This window comes from Zobellella sp. DQSA1 (assembly GCF_041950555.1).
GTDB lineage: Bacteria > Pseudomonadota > Gammaproteobacteria > Enterobacterales > Aeromonadaceae > Oceanimonas.
On record NZ_CP169531.1, the window covers coordinates 3,884,752 to 3,899,607 of the forward strand.

General features: G+C 60.5%; 14 protein-coding genes. 9 read left to right on the forward strand and 5 right to left on the reverse strand.

Translation table 11 applies throughout. The features are described from left to right. Positions 1-30: 30 nt before the first annotated feature. On the forward strand, positions 31-1,044 hold the full coding sequence (locus ACEVBK_RS18495; protein ID WP_375056351.1) for a substrate-binding domain-containing protein: 1,014 nt from the start codon (positions 31-33) through the stop codon (positions 1,042-1,044). Between the two features lie 90 nt (positions 1,045-1,134). On the opposite strand, the gene tdh is transcribed toward ACEVBK_RS18495, so the two are convergent. From tdh to ACEVBK_RS18510, 3 genes are all read right to left on the reverse strand, one after another. After that, entirely contained in the window at positions 1,135-2,160 is a 1,026-nt protein-coding gene (tdh, locus tag ACEVBK_RS18500; protein WP_375056352.1) for an L-threonine 3-dehydrogenase, read from the reverse strand. A gap of 13 nt (positions 2,161-2,173) precedes the next feature. Beyond that, a complete protein-coding gene (locus ACEVBK_RS18505) occupies positions 2,174-3,364 on the reverse strand; it encodes a glycine C-acetyltransferase (RefSeq protein ID WP_375056353.1) in 1,191 nt (396 codons plus the stop codon). A 96-nt stretch (positions 3,365-3,460) separates the two neighbouring features. Further along, the gene (locus ACEVBK_RS18510) at positions 3,461-4,123 is read right to left on the reverse strand and encodes a TetR/AcrR family transcriptional regulator (RefSeq protein WP_375056354.1); all 663 of its coding nucleotides are present in this window, start codon (positions 4,121-4,123) and stop codon (positions 3,461-3,463) included. A 141-nt stretch (positions 4,124-4,264) separates the two neighbouring features. Here ACEVBK_RS18510 and rfaD point away from each other — a divergent pair, with 141 nt between their 5' ends. Genes rfaD through waaA form a run of 6 tightly spaced genes read left to right on the forward strand, consistent with a single transcriptional unit; the run spans position 4,265 to position 11,208 of the window. Further along, positions 4,265-5,218 carry an ADP-glyceromanno-heptose 6-epimerase gene (gene rfaD, locus ACEVBK_RS18515; RefSeq protein ID WP_375056355.1) on the forward strand — a complete coding sequence of 318 codons (954 nt, stop codon included), beginning with the start codon at positions 4,265-4,267 and terminating at the stop codon, positions 5,216-5,218. Between the two features lie 14 nt (positions 5,219-5,232). After that, entirely contained in the window at positions 5,233-7,008 is a 1,776-nt protein-coding gene (locus ACEVBK_RS18520) for a polysaccharide deacetylase family protein (protein WP_375056356.1), read from the forward strand. A gap of 7 nt (positions 7,009-7,015) precedes the next feature. Then, on the forward strand, positions 7,016-8,086 hold the full coding sequence (locus tag ACEVBK_RS18525; RefSeq protein ID WP_375056357.1) for a glycosyltransferase family 4 protein: 1,071 nt from the start codon (positions 7,016-7,018) through the stop codon (positions 8,084-8,086). A 46-nt stretch (positions 8,087-8,132) separates the two neighbouring features. Continuing rightward, positions 8,133-9,158 (forward strand): lipopolysaccharide heptosyltransferase II, encoded by a 1,026-nt coding sequence (gene waaF, locus ACEVBK_RS18530; RefSeq protein ID WP_375056358.1) that lies wholly within the window; start codon positions 8,133-8,135, stop codon positions 9,156-9,158. Between the two features lie 14 nt (positions 9,159-9,172). After that, on the forward strand, positions 9,173-9,934 hold the full coding sequence (locus tag ACEVBK_RS18535; protein ID WP_375056359.1) for a glycosyltransferase family 25 protein: 762 nt from the start codon (positions 9,173-9,175) through the stop codon (positions 9,932-9,934). An 8-nt stretch (positions 9,935-9,942) separates the two neighbouring features. Continuing rightward, positions 9,943-11,208, forward strand: a complete 1,266-nt coding sequence (gene waaA / locus ACEVBK_RS18540) for a lipid IV(A) 3-deoxy-D-manno-octulosonic acid transferase (protein WP_375056360.1) — start codon at positions 9,943-9,945, stop codon at positions 11,206-11,208. Here waaA and ACEVBK_RS18545 read toward each other — a convergent pair. Continuing rightward, complete coding sequence (locus tag ACEVBK_RS18545) at positions 11,193-11,900, reverse strand: 3-deoxy-D-manno-octulosonic acid kinase (protein WP_375056361.1); 708 nt, start codon at positions 11,898-11,900, stop codon at positions 11,193-11,195. The genes waaA and ACEVBK_RS18545 overlap by 16 nt on opposite strands. An 85-nt stretch (positions 11,901-11,985) precedes the next feature. On the opposite strand from ACEVBK_RS18545, the gene ACEVBK_RS18550 reads away from it, so the two are divergent. Continuing rightward, positions 11,986-13,047, forward strand: a complete 1,062-nt coding sequence (locus tag ACEVBK_RS18550) for a glycosyltransferase family 9 protein (protein ID WP_375056362.1) — start codon at positions 11,986-11,988, stop codon at positions 13,045-13,047. Continuing rightward, entirely contained in the window at positions 13,044-13,823 is a 780-nt protein-coding gene (locus tag ACEVBK_RS18555) for a glycosyltransferase family 2 protein (RefSeq protein WP_375056363.1), read from the forward strand. Before ACEVBK_RS18550 ends, ACEVBK_RS18555 begins: the two co-directional genes overlap by 4 nt. On the opposite strand, the gene ACEVBK_RS18560 is transcribed toward ACEVBK_RS18555, so the two are convergent. Beyond that, entirely contained in the window at positions 13,792-14,817 is a 1,026-nt protein-coding gene (locus ACEVBK_RS18560) for a glycosyltransferase family 9 protein (RefSeq protein ID WP_375056364.1), read from the reverse strand. The genes ACEVBK_RS18555 and ACEVBK_RS18560 overlap by 32 nt on opposite strands. Positions 14,818-14,856: the final 39 nt, after the last annotated feature.

A 14,856-nucleotide genomic window follows, 5' to 3' on the forward strand; every position in this document is an offset into this window, starting at 1 on the left:
ATACGCTCTTTCTCAGCCCGAGGTTTCAGCATGGCGACCATCAAAGATGTGGCAGCACAGGCGGGAGTATCCATCTCCACCGTCTCCCACGTGCTCAACCGGACCCGCAAGGTAAGCGCGTCAGCCCGGGCAAGGGTGGAGCAGGCAGTACAGGAGCTCAACTACGCCCCCAACTCGGTAGCCCGCAGCCTCAAGGTCAATAACACCCGAACCATCGGCATGCTGGTCACCACCAGCGCCCACCCCTTCTTCGCGGAGGTGGTACAAGCGGTAGAAGATCTCTGCTTCGAACTGGGCTACAGCCTGATCCTGTGCAACACGGAGAACAAGCCCGAGCGGCAGTTGATGCACCTGCGCATGCTGCTGGAAAAAAGGGTCGACGGCCTGCTGGTGATCTGTACCGATACGCCTCCCTCCCTCACCGAACTGCTGCAACAGCAACCCAAGCTGCCACTGGTGATGCTGGACTGGAGCCGGGACAATCATTTTGCCGACATTATCCATGATAACGCCGACATTGGCGGCCATCTTGCCGGAAAATACCTGCTAGAGCAGGGTCACAAGAATTTTGCCTGTATCACCGGTCATCTGCACAAGGGGACCAGCCAGCTGCGGCTGGACGGCTTTACCCGGGCGCTGGCCGAAGCCGGCCTCGACTTGCCACCCGAGCATATTATCGAGGGGGATTTTGAAAGCGAGAGCGGCTACAAAGCCATGCAGCAGCTGCTGCGGCGGCAGTCCGGGGTCAGCGCCGTGTTTGCCTTCTGCGATACCATGGCCTTCGGCGCCATCTGCGCCATCACCCAGGCCGGGCTCAGGGTGCCCGAGGATATCTCGGTCATCGGCTACGACGATGTCAGTATGGCGCGCTTTACCAGCCCGCCCCTGACCACCATCTCCCACCCCAAACGCACCCTGGGCCGCTGGGCCCTGGAACTGCTGCTGAAGCGGATCAAGGAGAAGGATCACCAGCCCGAGCAACTGGAACTCCAGCCCCGGCTGGTGGTGCGGGAATCGGTCTGTCCGCCCGGGAGCGAGGATTAGGGACTGGAAGCTGAAAGCTGGCATATCACCAGATTTCACAAAACACAGGGCCCGCCGAAGCGGGCCCTGTTCTTTGGGGATGGCAGCAGTTTACTGCCAGTCCAGTATCACCTTGCCGGACTGGCCCGAGCGCATCACGTCGAACCCCTGCTGGAAATCGTCCACCTTGAAGTGGTGGGTGATGATGGGAGTCAGATCCAGGCCGGACTGGATCAGGCTGGCCATCTTGTACCAGGTTTCGAACATCTCCCTGCCGTAGATGCCCTTGAGCACCAGGCCCTTGAAGATCACCTTGTTCCAGTCGATGGCCATGTCGGAAGGCGGAATGCCCAACATGGCCACCTTGCCGCCGTGGTTCAGCTTGTCCAGCATGTCGCGGAAGGCCGCCGGTACCCCGGACATTTCCAGGCCCACGTCGAATCCCTCGGTCATGCCGAGCTCGGCCATGACGTCGTCCAGCTTCTCCTTGGCTACGTTGACCGCCCGGGCCACGCCCATCTTGCGGGCCAGCTCGAGGCGGTATTCGTTGACATCGGTGATCACCACATGGCGGGCACCCACATGGCGGGCCACGGCGGCGGCCATGATGCCGATGGGGCCGGCGCCGGTGATCAGCACGTCTTCACCTACCAGATCGAAAGACAGGGCGGTGTGTACCGCATTGCCGAAGGGGTCGAAGATGGAGGCCAGGTCGTCGGAAATCTCGTCCGGCAGTTTGAAGGCATTGAAGGCCGGGATCACCAGGTATTCGGCGAAGGCGCCCTCCCGGTTCACCCCCACGCCCACGGTGTTGCGGCACAGGTGGGTCCGACCGGCGCGGCAGTTGCGGCAATGGCCGCAGGTGATGTGGCCCTCGCCGGACACCCGGTCGCCCACCGCGAAGCCGCGTACCTCCTGGCCGATGGCCACCACTTCACCCACGTATTCGTGGCCGACCACCATGGGTACGGGGATGGTCTTCTGGGACCAGTCGTCCCAGTTATAGATGTGGATATCGGTGCCGCAGATGGCGGTTTTGCGGATCCGGATCAACAGATCATTATGGCCCAGTTCGGGCTCGGGCACCTCCGTCATCCAGATGCCGGGTTCCGCTTTCAGTTTTGCCAGTGCTTTCATCGTCATGCTCCCCTTAAATCACGCCCAGTTCCCGGCCCACCTCGGTGAAGGCGGTGATGGCCTGCTCCAGCTGTTCGCGGCTGTGGGCCGCCGACATCTGGGTACGGATCCGCGCCTGGCCCTTGGGCACCACCGGGAAGGAGAAGCCGATAACATAGATGCCCCGCTCCAGCAGCCTGTCGGCCATGCTGGCGGCCAGGGCGGCATCACCCAGCATCACCGGAATAATGGCGTGATCCTTGCCCGCCAGGGTAAAGCCGGCCGCGGTCATCTTTTCCCGGAAGTAGTCGCTGTTTGCCCGAACTTTCCGGCGCAGTTCGTCACCATCCTTCAGCATTTCCAGCACCTGGATGGAGGCGGCGACGATGGCCGGCGCCACCGAGTTGGAGAACAGGTAGGGACGGGAGCGCTGGCGCAACCAGTCGATCATTTCCTTCTTGCCGGAGGTATAACCGCCGGAGGCCCCGCCCAGGGCCTTGCCCAGGGTGCCGGTGATGATATCGACCCGGCCCATCACCTCGCAGTATTCGTGAGTGCCCCGGCCCTGTTCACCCACAAAGCCCACGGCATGGGAGTCGTCCACCATTACCAGGGCGTCATACTTGTCCGCCAGGTCACAGATGGCCTTGAGGTTGGCGATGACGCCATCCATGGAGAAGACGCCGTCGGTGGCGATCAGCTTGAAACGGGCGCCGTCGGCGGTGGCCTGCTGCAGGCAGGTTTCCAGCTCGGCCATGTCGTTGTTGGCATAGCGATAGCGCCTGGCCTTGCACAACCTCACGCCGTCGATGATGGAGGCGTGGTTCAGGGCATCGGAGATGATGGCGTCTTCCGGCCCCAGCAGGGTCTCGAACAGGCCGGCATTGGCATCGAAGCAGGAGGTGTAGAGAATGGTGTCTTCCATGCCGAGGAAGGCGGACAGTTCGGTCTCCAGCCGCTTGTGCAGATCCTGGGTACCGCAGATAAAGCGCACCGAGGCCATGCCGAAGCCGTGGCTCTCCAGCCCCTGCCGGGCCGCGGTGACCAGCGCAGGATGGTTGGCGAGACCCAGGTAATTGTTGGCACAGAAGTTAATTACTTCCCGCTGGCCGACCTCGATGGCCGCACTCTGGGGCGAGGTGATCACCCGCTCCTGCTTGTAGAGCCCTTCGGCCTTGGTTTGCGCCAATTGCTCGCTTAAATGAGCATAAAATGCCAACGACATACTTAACTCCCGTTATCAATCTGGCTTGATGGGTTGATTTCAGGTCATTTTACTACCACCAATTCCCTTTGACACAATATATTCTGTTCATGCTGGCTATTTGTGAAAGGGATCACTGGGCGTACGGGCCAGGGCCTGATAATGCCCCGACAATGTGGCCAGTTCGGCCCCCTTTTCCGGGTGGAAATAGGGTTTGAGCAGCAGCAGCACCCGGGCCACCCCTTCATAGAGCACCGCCTGGCTGATGCGGGGGTTGAGCGACTGGGCCGACTGGTAGCTGACCCAGAAGGAAACGACCACCTTCAGGGTCTGGGTCAGGGGCTCTATCTCCTGGTCGGGAATAGCCAGCACTTGCTGGGCGTTCAGCTCCCGCAGCAGGGCCTGCAGGTTGACTGCCAGCTCCTGTTGCACCGCCAGGTACTTCTTGTGCAGCTCCGGATCCCGGTGCAGGATGTCATTGAGGTTGGCGTAAAAAAAACGGAATTCCCACATCACATAGAAGATGGCGTCCAGGTAATGGAACCACACCGCCGGGCTGGCACTGGCCGGGCCTGTAACAGGGGTAAAACTTTTGCGTAAATGATCGGAGTATTGCTCGAAAATGCGGTGAATAATGTCGTTTTTGTTACGAAAATGATAATAAAGATTGCCCGGACTGATGCCCAGATGGGCGGCGATATGGTTGGTGGTAACATTCGCCTCCCCCTGCTCGTTAAACAACTGCAAGGCGGCGGCGACAATACGGTCCTTGGTTTTCATGCGGTTAACCAATTCTCACTGACATAACTGAATAGTAACACAGGCAAGCGGGTTAGTTTTCTGCCGCCGAACCATGATAAGCTTTTGCCTACTTTACCCCGTTTTGCCGGACAGATTCCGGCCAGCAAGAGGCAGAAAACGATGATCATTGTGACTGGCGGTGCCGGCTTTATCGGCAGTAACCTGGTGAAGGCCCTGAACGATCAGGGACGGACCGACGTGGTGGTGATCGACGACCTGACCGACGGTACCAAGTTCGTCAACCTGGTGGATCTGACCATCGCCGATTACCTGGACAAGGACGAATTCCTCCATCGTATCGTCTCCGGCGACGAATTCGAGGAGTGGGGCGGCATAGAGGTCATCTTTCACGAGGGCGCCTGCTCCGCCACCACCGAGTGGGACGGCAAATTCATGATGGAGAACAACTACGAGTACTCCAAGGACCTGCTGCACTACTGCCTGGAACGGGAAATTCCCTTTATCTATGCCTCCTCCGCCGCCACCTACGGCGGTCGCAACGACAACTTCATCGAAGAGCCCCAGTACGAGCAGCCACTCAACGTCTATGGTTATTCCAAGCAGCTGTTCGACCAGTATGTGCGCCGCCTGCAGCCGGAGATCGGCTCCCAGGTGGTCGGCCTCAAATACTTCAACGTCTACGGCCCGCGCGAGCAGCACAAGGGCGGCATGTCGAGCGTGGCCTTCCATCTCGATACCCAACTGCACAAGGGCGAGAACCCCAAGCTGTTCGAGGGCTGCGACGGTTTCCCCAACGGCGGCCAGATGCGTGACTTCATCTACGTGGACGATGTGTGCAAGGTCAACCTCTGGTTCTGGCAGAACCCGCAGGTTTCCGGCATTTTCAACTGCGGTACCGGCCGAGCCGAACCTTTCCAGAACGTGGCCGAGGCGGTCATCAAGCATCACGGCAAAGGCCAGGTGGAATACATCCCCTTCCCCGACCAGTTGAAGGGCCGCTACCAGAGTTTTACCCAGGCCGACCTGACCAAACTGCGCGCCGCCGGCTATCCGCACGAGTTCAGGACGGTCGCCGAAGGGGTGGCCGAATATATGGCCTGGCTGAACAAATAACGCCCGGGTTTCTCATGAATATACTAATGGCGTTGTCCCAACTGGAGGTGACCGGGGCCGAGGTCTACGCCACCACCCTGGGCGACGAGTTGAGCCGGCGCGGGCACAGGATGTTTTACGTGTCCGACACCCTGACCAAGCCCCATCGGGGGCACTACTTCAGGCTGCGTTTCAACAAGCGCAGCATTCCCCGTCGGTTCTGGCATGTGGGCTACCTTGTCTATCTTATTCGCAAGCACCGCATCCAGTTGGTGCATGCCCACAGCCGTGCCTCCAGCTGGAGCTGTTACCTGGCCTGCAGGCTGACCGGTACGCCCATGATCACTTCGGTGCACGGCCGCCAGCCGGTACATGCCTCCCGCAAGCAGTTCCACGCCCTGGGTGACCGCGCCCTGGCGGTATGCGAGGCGGTGCGGGAGCAATTGATTGCCAGCCTGGGGGTGGCACCGACGCTGATCGCCATCGGTCGTAACGGCATCGACACCCACCGCTACCAGCCCGTGCCGGCATCGGCCAACGAACGGCCGGTGATCAGCATCGTCGGCCGGCTCACCGGCCCCAAGGGCGAGCTCTGTTACCGGCTGCTGGAACGGTGCCTGGATGCCGGCAGGTACCGGGTGCAGGTGGCTTCCGGCTCCGCCTTGCCCGAGCGGTTCCTGCGCTTCAAGGACAAGGTCGATTTTCTCGGTTATGTGCAGGACGTACCCGGGCTGATGGCCGGCTCCGATCTGGTGATCGGCGCCGGCCGGGTGGCGATGGAGTCCATCCTGATGGGCAGGGCCACCTTCGCCATCGGCGAGGCCAGCGCCCCGGGCCTGGTGACCCGCGACAATATCGATGCCGCCATGGCCAGCAACTTCGGCGATATCGGGCCCAAGGATCTGGATATCGACTTCGCCGCCCTGCCCGACCGGATAGCGGCGGCGCTGGCATGCGGGGGCACAGATCCAGCGGTCATCGACCGGGTCAGGAAGGGCTACGATCTCGCCGCCGTGGCCGACGAACTGGAGCAGCACTACCAGAGCGTATACGTACACCGGCTGCGGCGGGAGGTGCCCATCGTCATGTACCACCGTTTTATCCGTGACGACCGTGAAAAAGGTGTACATGGCACCTATCTGCACGTAAACATGCTGGAAAAACACTTCAAGCTGCTCAAGCGCCTGGGCTATGAGACCCTTACCTTCGCCGATCTGGCGGAACGGGGCCTGGCCAGCCGGCTGGAGCCCGACAAGAAGTACATCATCATCACGGTGGACGACGGCTACCGGGACAACTACGAGCTGCTATTTCCGCTATTGAAAAAATACGGCTTCAAGGCGGTGATCTACCTGGTGACCGGCGAACGCTTCAACCGCTGGGACGTGGAGCAGCCCGACAACCCGGAAAAACGGGTCGAGCTGATGACGCCTGAGCAGATCCGGGAAATGGCCGATTCCGGCCTGGTGGAATTCGGTGGCCATACCCTGACCCACCCGCATCTCGATACCCTGACCAAGGAAGAGCAACGGCGTGAAATCGCCGACAACAAGGCGCAGTTGGAAGGGCTGCTGGGTCGGCCTCTCGTCTCCTTCGCCTACCCCTTCGGCAGCCATAACGAAGACAGCAAGGCACTGGCTGAAGAGCAGGGCTATCCCTTCGCCGTGGCCACCAACAGCGGCCCCCTGGCCATGCACGAGGATCCCTACCAAATCCGCCGCATCGCCATCTTCCCTCGCACCGATGTGTTCGGGCTGTGGCGCAAGATCAAGGGGGATTACACCTTCAAGAAGGCTCTCAATCCTCAATGATGATCTTATGGCGGGCCATTGTGACATGACAACTAACCGGTATGATGTGGTAGTACTGTGCCTGTCACACTTTGCCGGCGGCATGGAGCTGGACGCGGTAAAAATGGCGGAGGGGTTCTCCAAAGCTGGGATCCGTACTTTACTGGTATGTAGACACGGAAGTTTTGTTGCTCAACAAGCACAACATGCCGGAGTTCCCCATCAAGAGGTCGAGTTCAGGTCCAAATTGAGCCTTAAACTGATATTTCAACTTCGTCAGATATTGATGCAGGGAGATGTCAGAAACCTCATTTTTCTTGGAACTTCGGAGCTCAAGTCTATCTATTTTGCCTTGGTCGGTATGCCACAGATAAATCTGATTGTCAGATATGGCACTACCATGTCTACCAGCAAAAAAGATCCTCTACACAGGTGGTTCTACAGCCGAGTAAATTACCATCTCTGCATCAGTGAACATTTGAAAAATAACGTACGGAAAATAATACCAGTTTCCCGAAAATCCGGCTTGGGCGTCATTTATACCAGCTCCGTGTTTTTACCGGAACCACCGGTCATTGCAGTAAAAAAGGCCATACATGTTGGCAGGATAGCTGCGGGAAAAGGACAGCTTGATGCACTGCTCGCCGTCGCAGGCACTGGACTCCCCCTTAAATTAGTGGGTTCATCAGATGATGATGATTATCTGGCCAGAATAAAGAATGAGATATCCGCCAGAAATATGGCGAAACAGGTAATACTGACTGACTTTCAACAGAAACCTCAGCAATTATTTCATGACGCCTCCATCTTCCTTTTCCCAAGCCACGGTGAAGGATTATCCAATGCACTCATAGAAGCCCTAGGGAATGGCTTGATCTGCATTGCATACAACAACACTGTATTTCCTGAATTCCAACGACTCGGGTTCCATCTGCATCTTGCCAGGAACCAGGATATTGACCATTTGCGTGAACTGGTAAGAAAAGTGATGAATAACTTTAGCGATGAAAAATATTTGGCGTCAAAAAACATTTCCTTGGCTAGAAAACTTTTTTCCCGGGAAAAGGAAGTCAAACATATGCTCGCCGTGTTGAAATAAGCAGCAGATATCGGTGTACTTAGCATACAGAAAAATTAGGTATTCCATGAAAATACTGATCATAGGCCCCTCCTGGGTTGGCGACATGGTGATGTCCCAAAGCCTCTATATCACCCTGAAGCGGCAGTATCCCGGCGCCGAGCTGCATGTGATGGCACCGGCCTGGTGCTGTGCCCTGCTGGAGCGGATGCCGGAGGTGGACAGGGCCATCGTCATGCCGTTGGGACATGGCGACTTCAAGCCGGCCGAACGTTTCCGCCTGGGCAGGCGGCTGGCCGCCGAGGGTTATGACTGGGCCATTATCCAGCCCAACTCCCTCAAATCGGCGCTGATCCCGCTGTTTGCCGGCATCAAGCGACGTACCGGCTGGAAGGGCGAGTCCCGCTACGGCCTGCTGAACGATCTGCGCAGTAACAAGACCGATTTCCCACTGATGGTGGAACGCTACGTGTCGCTGGGCTACCCCAGGGAGCAGATGAAGGATAACCACTGCATCCCCGAACTGCCCTGGCCCGAGCTACAGGTTGACTTGCCCAACCAGCGGCAGGCCCTGACCAGGTTGAACCTGGATACCTCAAGGCCGGTCTTGAGCCTCTGCCCGGGCGCCGAGTTCGGCCCGGCCAAGCGCTGGCCGGAACAGCACTACGCCGAGGTCGCCCGGCACCAGATCGAACAGGGCCGGCAGGTATGGATTTTCGGCTCGGCCAAGGATATCCCGGTGGCGGAAGCCATCAAACACCATTTGCCACAGAGAATGCAGGAACACTGCCATATACTGGCGGGCAGAACCTCGCTGCACCAGGCCATCGATCTGATGGCGCTTAGCACCGCCGTGGTTTCCAACGATTCCGGGCTGATGCATATCGCCGCCGCCCTGCAGCGCCCCCTGGTCGGCATCTACGGCTCCACCTCGCCCCAGTACACCCCCCCTCTGGCCGAGCGGGTTGCCATCGTTCACACCGATATCGAATGTCGCCCCTGCTTTAAAAGGGAGTGTCCATTGGGGCACCTCAAATGCTTGAAAGAACTGCCACCCCAACTTGTGATAAGCAAGCTGGAGGAGCTGTCATGACACAGGACGGTGTAATGAACAAAGAAATCAAGATTGTCGTTATCAATCTTCCCTCTTCTACCGAGCGAAAAGAATACATCTCGAGAAAACTTTCCGAGCTTGGTTTGCCTTATTCCTTTTTCAATGCAGTCAACGGCAGAGAGAACAAAGATCCGGCTCTTGCACTATACGATGATAAAAAAAGGCTATTCGAAAAAGGACACTCCCTGACATTGGGAGAACAAGGCTGCTTTGCAAGCCATCGGGCGGTATGGGAGCTCAGCGTAAAAGAACAGGCTAACATACTGGTACTGGAAGATGACGTGGAACTTTCAGAAGATCTGCCTGCGGCACTCCATGAGTGCGGCGCCCTGCTCGACGATTACCACTACATCCGGCTGGGTAGGGGAACGGCGAAGCGCTCCCTGAGGTTCCTCTCAAAATGGAAGATAGAGCAGGCCATCGGTGAAAAATACCGCCTGGTAAAATATCTCAGGGGCCCCAGTTGCGCCCATGCCTACATCGTTACCCCTGAGGCAGCGTCACGATTCCTGTCGACCAGCCAAAGGTGGTGGTGGCCGGTAGATGACTATATGGACATGGAGTACCTGAATGGTCAGTACAACTATGGCGTTGAACCACCCCTCGTCAACCAAAGAGGCGTCCTGTCCGATATAGGCGGGGTAAAAAAGCCGAAAAGAACGATAACAACCCGGATAAGAAAAGAGTATTTTAGATATCTGGATATTATCAGAAGAAATATTTTCAACCTTAGCTACTTGCTTAAAAAAGATTAATCCAGCCTATGGGATTTCTCTTACTTTACAACCTGCTTATCCACCTGTTCGCTCCCCTGCTGCTGGGGCTCCTGTACTGGCCCAGGCGGGGCAGGCCGGGGTTCGGGCGGCGCTGGCCGGAACATCTGGGACGAGTCCCGCCCGCCTCGGCCGAGGCGCCGCTCTGGCTGCATGCGGTCAGCGTGGGTGAAGTAGTGGCCGCCACCCCTCTTATCAAGGCGCTGAAGGCCGCCCATCCAACGCTGTCCATAGTGGTGACCACCACCACCCGCACCGGCGCGGATCAGGCGGCCAAACTCGGCACCCTGGTGGAGCACCGCTATGCGCCGCTGGATTTCCCCTGGGCGGTGACTCTCTTTCTGCGCCGAATCCGGCCACGGGCGGTGCTCATCATGGAAACCGAGCTCTGGCCCAACCTGCTGCACGCCTGTGGCGAACGCCGGCTACCGGTGCTGGTACTCAATGCCCGGCTGTCGGCCCGCTCGGCCGCAAGATACCGGCGTTTTCACGGTATATTCCGGCTTTTATCGGCCAATATCGATCATATCGCCTGCCAACACCGGGACGACGCCGAGCGCTTCGCCGGGCTGGGCCTGCCTCGCGAGCGGCTCAGCGTCACCGGCTCGGTCAAGTTCGATATCGAGTACGGCGAAAGTATCATCGAGCAGGGCCGACAGCTGCGTGAACGGCTGGGCATGCAACGCCCGGTCTGGATCGCCGCGTCCACCCATGAAGGCGAAGACGAGCAGATATTGGCCACCCACCGCCGGCTACTGCAACAATTCCCCCACGCCCGGTTGCTGCTGGTGCCCCGCCACCCCCAGCGCTTCGACCAGGTGGCGGAGCTGGTGGCGCGGCAAGGCTTCGATCTCTGCCGCCGTACCAAGGGCAACCCCAGCCCACAGGCCCAGGTCTATCTGGGCGATACCATGGGCGAACTGCCGCTGATGCTGGCGGCGGCCGACATCGCCTTTGTCGGCGGCAGCCTGATCGAACGGGGTGGGCACAACCTGCTGGAGCCCGCTGCCCTGGGCAAGCCGGTGCTGACCGGCCCTTCCACCTTCAATTTCGGCGACATCACCCGCCAGTTAGTGGCGGCCGGGGCCGCCCGCATCGTCGCCGATGCCGACGAACTGACCATCACCCTGGAGCAATTGTTTACCGAAACGGAGCTGGCCGGGGCCATGGGCCGCCAGGCCCTGGCGGTGGTCGGCGCCAACCGGGGCGCCCTGGCCAGGACCCAGGCCCTGATCCAGGATCAGCTCGCCCTGTAACCGCTCAGCAGCGCCTGCCAGTCCTGCTCGTCCCAGTGAAAGCCGGAGTACAGGCCCTGCTCCTTGCGGAATGAGCGCAGCAGCCGCTCCATGTTCTCCCGGGTCCAGCTGCCGGGCTGGCGGAAATGGCACTTGTCGAAGTCGATCAGCCAGCTCTTGCCGCTGTCGTCCAGCAGCACATTATGGCTGTTCAGATCCGCATGGTAGAGGCCGGCGTCGTGGAACTGGCGGACGGTCTTGCCAATGGCCTGCCATTCTCGTTTGTCCAGCGCTTTTTCCTTGAGGATAGCCACCAGATCACGGGCATTATCGATGCGGGTAAGGATGATGTCGGCCCGATACACCAGGTTGGAACGCACCATGCGGGCGGCGCAGGGCCGAGGCACCGGCAGGCCGCGGCGGTGCAGCTTGGCCAGCACGGTGAATTCCGCCATGGCCCGGCTCTTGGACTCGGCCACGTGCAGGAAGGTGTCTTCCATCACCCGGCCTATCATGCCGCCTCTATAGTAGTGGCGCAGCACCTTGTGGCCCACCTCGTCTTCCACGAACCAGGTGGTGTTGCGCCCCACCGCCTTGCCGCGAATGGCGTCCAGCTCACGCCAGTAGTCGATTTCGAAGTAATCCCGCTTGAAGGCACCAAAGCATTCGGGATCGTACCAGATAATTTCAGAGCCGTGCTCTATTCGTTCCATTTCCACCCCCCAGACGAAAACACGGATTTTACATGGCCCGCCGGGCTTTGCATAATGCCGGACTCGGATCCAAGAGAGTGCACCCATGGCCCTGTTCAGTTCGCCCCCCTCTTCCCTTTGCTTGCTGCGTTTGTCCGCCATCGGCGACTGCTGCCACGCGATAGCCCTGGTACAGGCCATCCAGCGCCAGTGGCCCCAAACCCGCATCACCTGGATAACCGGCAGGGTGGAAGCCGGCCTGCTGCAGCTGCTGCCCGGGGTAGAGGTGATCCCCTTCGACAAGAAGGCCGGCTGGAAAGGCTATCTCGCCCTGTGGCGACAGCTGCGGGGACGCCGCTTCGACGCCCTGCTGCACATGCAGGCCGCCCTGCGCGCCAGCATCGCCAGCCTGGGCGTCAGGGCCGGGTACCGGCTGGGCTTCGAACGAGAGCGGGCCAAGGACGGCCAGTGGTTGTTCACCAACCTCAGGGTGGCCGCCACCGGCGACCATGTGGTGGACGGCTTTATGGGTTTCGGCCGGGTGCTGGGGCTGGACGACCTCACCCCGGCCTGGTCCCTGCCCCTGCCGGAAGCGGCCCGGGCCTGGGCCCGGCCGCACCGGGACCACCGCCCGTTGCTGCTGATCTGCCCCGCCGCCAGCAAGGCCTACAAGAACTGGACCGCCGAAGGCTACGCCGCCCTCGCCGACCATGCCCATGAACGCGGCATGAAGGTGGTGCTAATCGGCAGCCCCACCCAGATAGAGCAGGAATTGGCGGCGAACATCTGCAATCTTAGCGTCAGAATCGACGAAAATCTGGTGGGCAAAACCAGCCTGCCGCAACTGCTGGCCTTGATCGAAGCAGCCAGCCTGGTGGTGGCGCCGGATACCGGCCCCACCCATATGGCAACCCTGGTGGGCACCCCCGTCATCGGCCTCTACGCCCACCACAACCCCCGGCGCACCGGCCCCTACCGCTGCCGAGACTATGTGGTCAGCGTCTACGAGGAGGCCATGCTGGCGGAAACCGGCAAAACCCCCGACCAGTTGCCCTGGCGCACCCGGGTCAGGGATCCGCACGCCATGCAGCGCATCACCATCGAAAGGGTACGGGCCCAGTTCGACCGCATCACCCAGGATTTCAATCTGTTACAGGAGCCTTTATGAGTCAGCGCCCTACCCTTGCCGCCGTCCTGATCGTCAAGAACGAGGCGGACAACCTGGCCGACTGCCTGGCCACCCTGGACTGGGTGGACGAAATCGTGGTGCTGGACTCGGGCAGTACCGACCGTACCCGGGAAGTGGCCGAGGCCGCCGGTGCCCGCTTCTTCGAAAACACCGACTGGCCCGGCTTCGGCCGCCAGCGGCAGCTGGCCCAGGGCAAGGTGCAGTCCGACTGGGTGCTATGGGTGGACGCGGACGAGCGGGTCACCCCCGAACTCAGGGCCAGCATAGAAGCCGTGCTGGCCCGCCCCACCGGCGACACCGTCTACGCCATCTCCCGCCTGTCCTGGGTGTTCGGCCGCTTTATCCGCCATTGCGGCTGGTACCCGGATCGAGTGCTGCGGCTCTATCCCAGGGCCCTTACCGGCTACAACGACGCCCTGGTGCACGAAAAGGTGGAGCTCAAACCGGGTATCAAGACCGCCCGCCTGCGGGGAGATCTGCTGCACTACACTTACCGGGACTTGGAGCACTACCTGGTGAAGTCGGCCGGCTACGCCGCCGCCTGGGCCCGGCAGCGGGCCGAGCGGGACAAAAAAGGCTCCCTGGCCCAAGGGGTGCTGCACGGGCTGGGCTGCTTCCTCAAGATGTATGTGCTGAAGGCGGGCTTCCTGGACGGCCGGCAGGGCCTGCTGCTCAGCCTGCTGTCGGCCCACTCCACCTTCGTGAAGTACGCCGATCTCTGGATCAGGACAGAAACGTCCGGGCCCAGGGCGTAACCGCCGCCACCACGGCGCCGATTTCCACCCTGCTCATGTCCTCCACCTGCTCCCCGGCCTCACCGGGGGGATGAAAGGCCAGGTGCCGCCCCTCGCTGTTGAGGGGCCGCCAGCGCAAGGGTGTGGCCGAGCGACGCAGCGGGAAAAAGCCCACCGTGGGCACGTCCAGGGCGGCGGCGATATGCAGGGGACCGGTGCTGCCGGCCACGAACAGGCTGCCGCAGGCCAGCAGCCGGCAGAAGGCCGGCAGGGGCAGATCCCGGGCCACCACGGCCCCTACCCCGGACTCGGCCGCGACCTGCTCCGCCAGCGCCACCTCCCCGGGGCCCGCGGTGAGCACCGGCTGAGCGTCCGGAAACTGGCCGCATAACCTCTGTATCAGCTGTGCATACTGGCCGGCCGAGAGGTTGTTGGCCGAGCCACCGCTGCCCGCATGCACCAGCAGCCAGGGCCGCTCGGCCGCCAGCCCCAACGCCGCCGACAGCGAAGTCCTGAAGCTGGCCAGCTCGGTGGCTTCGAAGCTCAGGTAGGGCGATACGGGCTCGACCGGCGCCACGCCATTGTGGTGCAGGAAAGCCCGCACCAGGTCCAGGTTGTATTCGTATTCGGGCTTGGCGGAGCGGGAACGGCGCTGGGTCACCCTGTGGTTGTAGAGCACCTGGGCCAGCTTGGTAGCCGGCGCCCAGCGCTGGGGGATACCGGACTGCCACATCAGCCTGGCGTTGCGAAAGTTGGAGAACAGGCAGATGACCGCATCGAACCGCTCGGCCTTGAGCTGCGCCAGCAATTGACTCTGGGCGGCAGGTGCTCCCTGCTTGCCCGGATCCGGCAGTACCCGATCGATATTCGGGCAGAGTTCGGCCAGTTCGCGAGTATAGGAAGGAACCAGGGCGACTATCTCACAGTCGAGCGAGGCCTTGAGCATGGCAAAGGCCGGCCAGGCCAGCATAAAGTCACCTATCTTGTCGTTGCGTACCACCAGTACCCGTTTCATATCGTGCTCCACCTTGTTCTTGTGCTGCGGTATTCTAAC

Excerpts from the sequence above, each read along its gene's own strand:
- ACEVBK_RS18495 (WP_375056351.1), top strand. The coding sequence starts at position 31 with ATGGCGACCATCAAAGATGTGGCAGCACAGGCGGGAGTATCCATCTCC.
- tdh (WP_375056352.1), bottom strand. The coding sequence starts at position 2,160 with ATGAAAGCACTGGCAAAACTGAAAGCGGAACCCGGCATCTGGATGACG.
- ACEVBK_RS18505 (WP_375056353.1), bottom strand. The coding sequence starts at position 3,364 with ATGTCGTTGGCATTTTATGCTCATTTAAGCGAGCAATTGGCGCAAACC.
- ACEVBK_RS18510 (WP_375056354.1), bottom strand. The coding sequence starts at position 4,123 with ATGAAAACCAAGGACCGTATTGTCGCCGCCGCCTTGCAGTTGTTTAAC.
- rfaD (WP_375056355.1), top strand. The coding sequence starts at position 4,265 with ATGATCATTGTGACTGGCGGTGCCGGCTTTATCGGCAGTAACCTGGTG.
- ACEVBK_RS18520 (WP_375056356.1), top strand. The coding sequence starts at position 5,233 with ATGAATATACTAATGGCGTTGTCCCAACTGGAGGTGACCGGGGCCGAG.
- ACEVBK_RS18525 (WP_375056357.1), top strand. The coding sequence starts at position 7,016 with ATGGCGGGCCATTGTGACATGACAACTAACCGGTATGATGTGGTAGTA.
- waaF (WP_375056358.1), top strand. The coding sequence starts at position 8,133 with ATGAAAATACTGATCATAGGCCCCTCCTGGGTTGGCGACATGGTGATG.
- ACEVBK_RS18535 (WP_375056359.1), top strand. The coding sequence starts at position 9,173 with ATGAACAAAGAAATCAAGATTGTCGTTATCAATCTTCCCTCTTCTACC.
- waaA (WP_375056360.1), top strand. The coding sequence starts at position 9,943 with ATGGGATTTCTCTTACTTTACAACCTGCTTATCCACCTGTTCGCTCCC.
- ACEVBK_RS18545 (WP_375056361.1), bottom strand. The coding sequence starts at position 11,900 with ATGGAACGAATAGAGCACGGCTCTGAAATTATCTGGTACGATCCCGAA.
- ACEVBK_RS18550 (WP_375056362.1), top strand. The coding sequence starts at position 11,986 with ATGGCCCTGTTCAGTTCGCCCCCCTCTTCCCTTTGCTTGCTGCGTTTG.
- ACEVBK_RS18555 (WP_375056363.1), top strand. The coding sequence starts at position 13,044 with ATGAGTCAGCGCCCTACCCTTGCCGCCGTCCTGATCGTCAAGAACGAG.
- ACEVBK_RS18560 (WP_375056364.1), bottom strand. The coding sequence starts at position 14,817 with ATGAAACGGGTACTGGTGGTACGCAACGACAAGATAGGTGACTTTATG.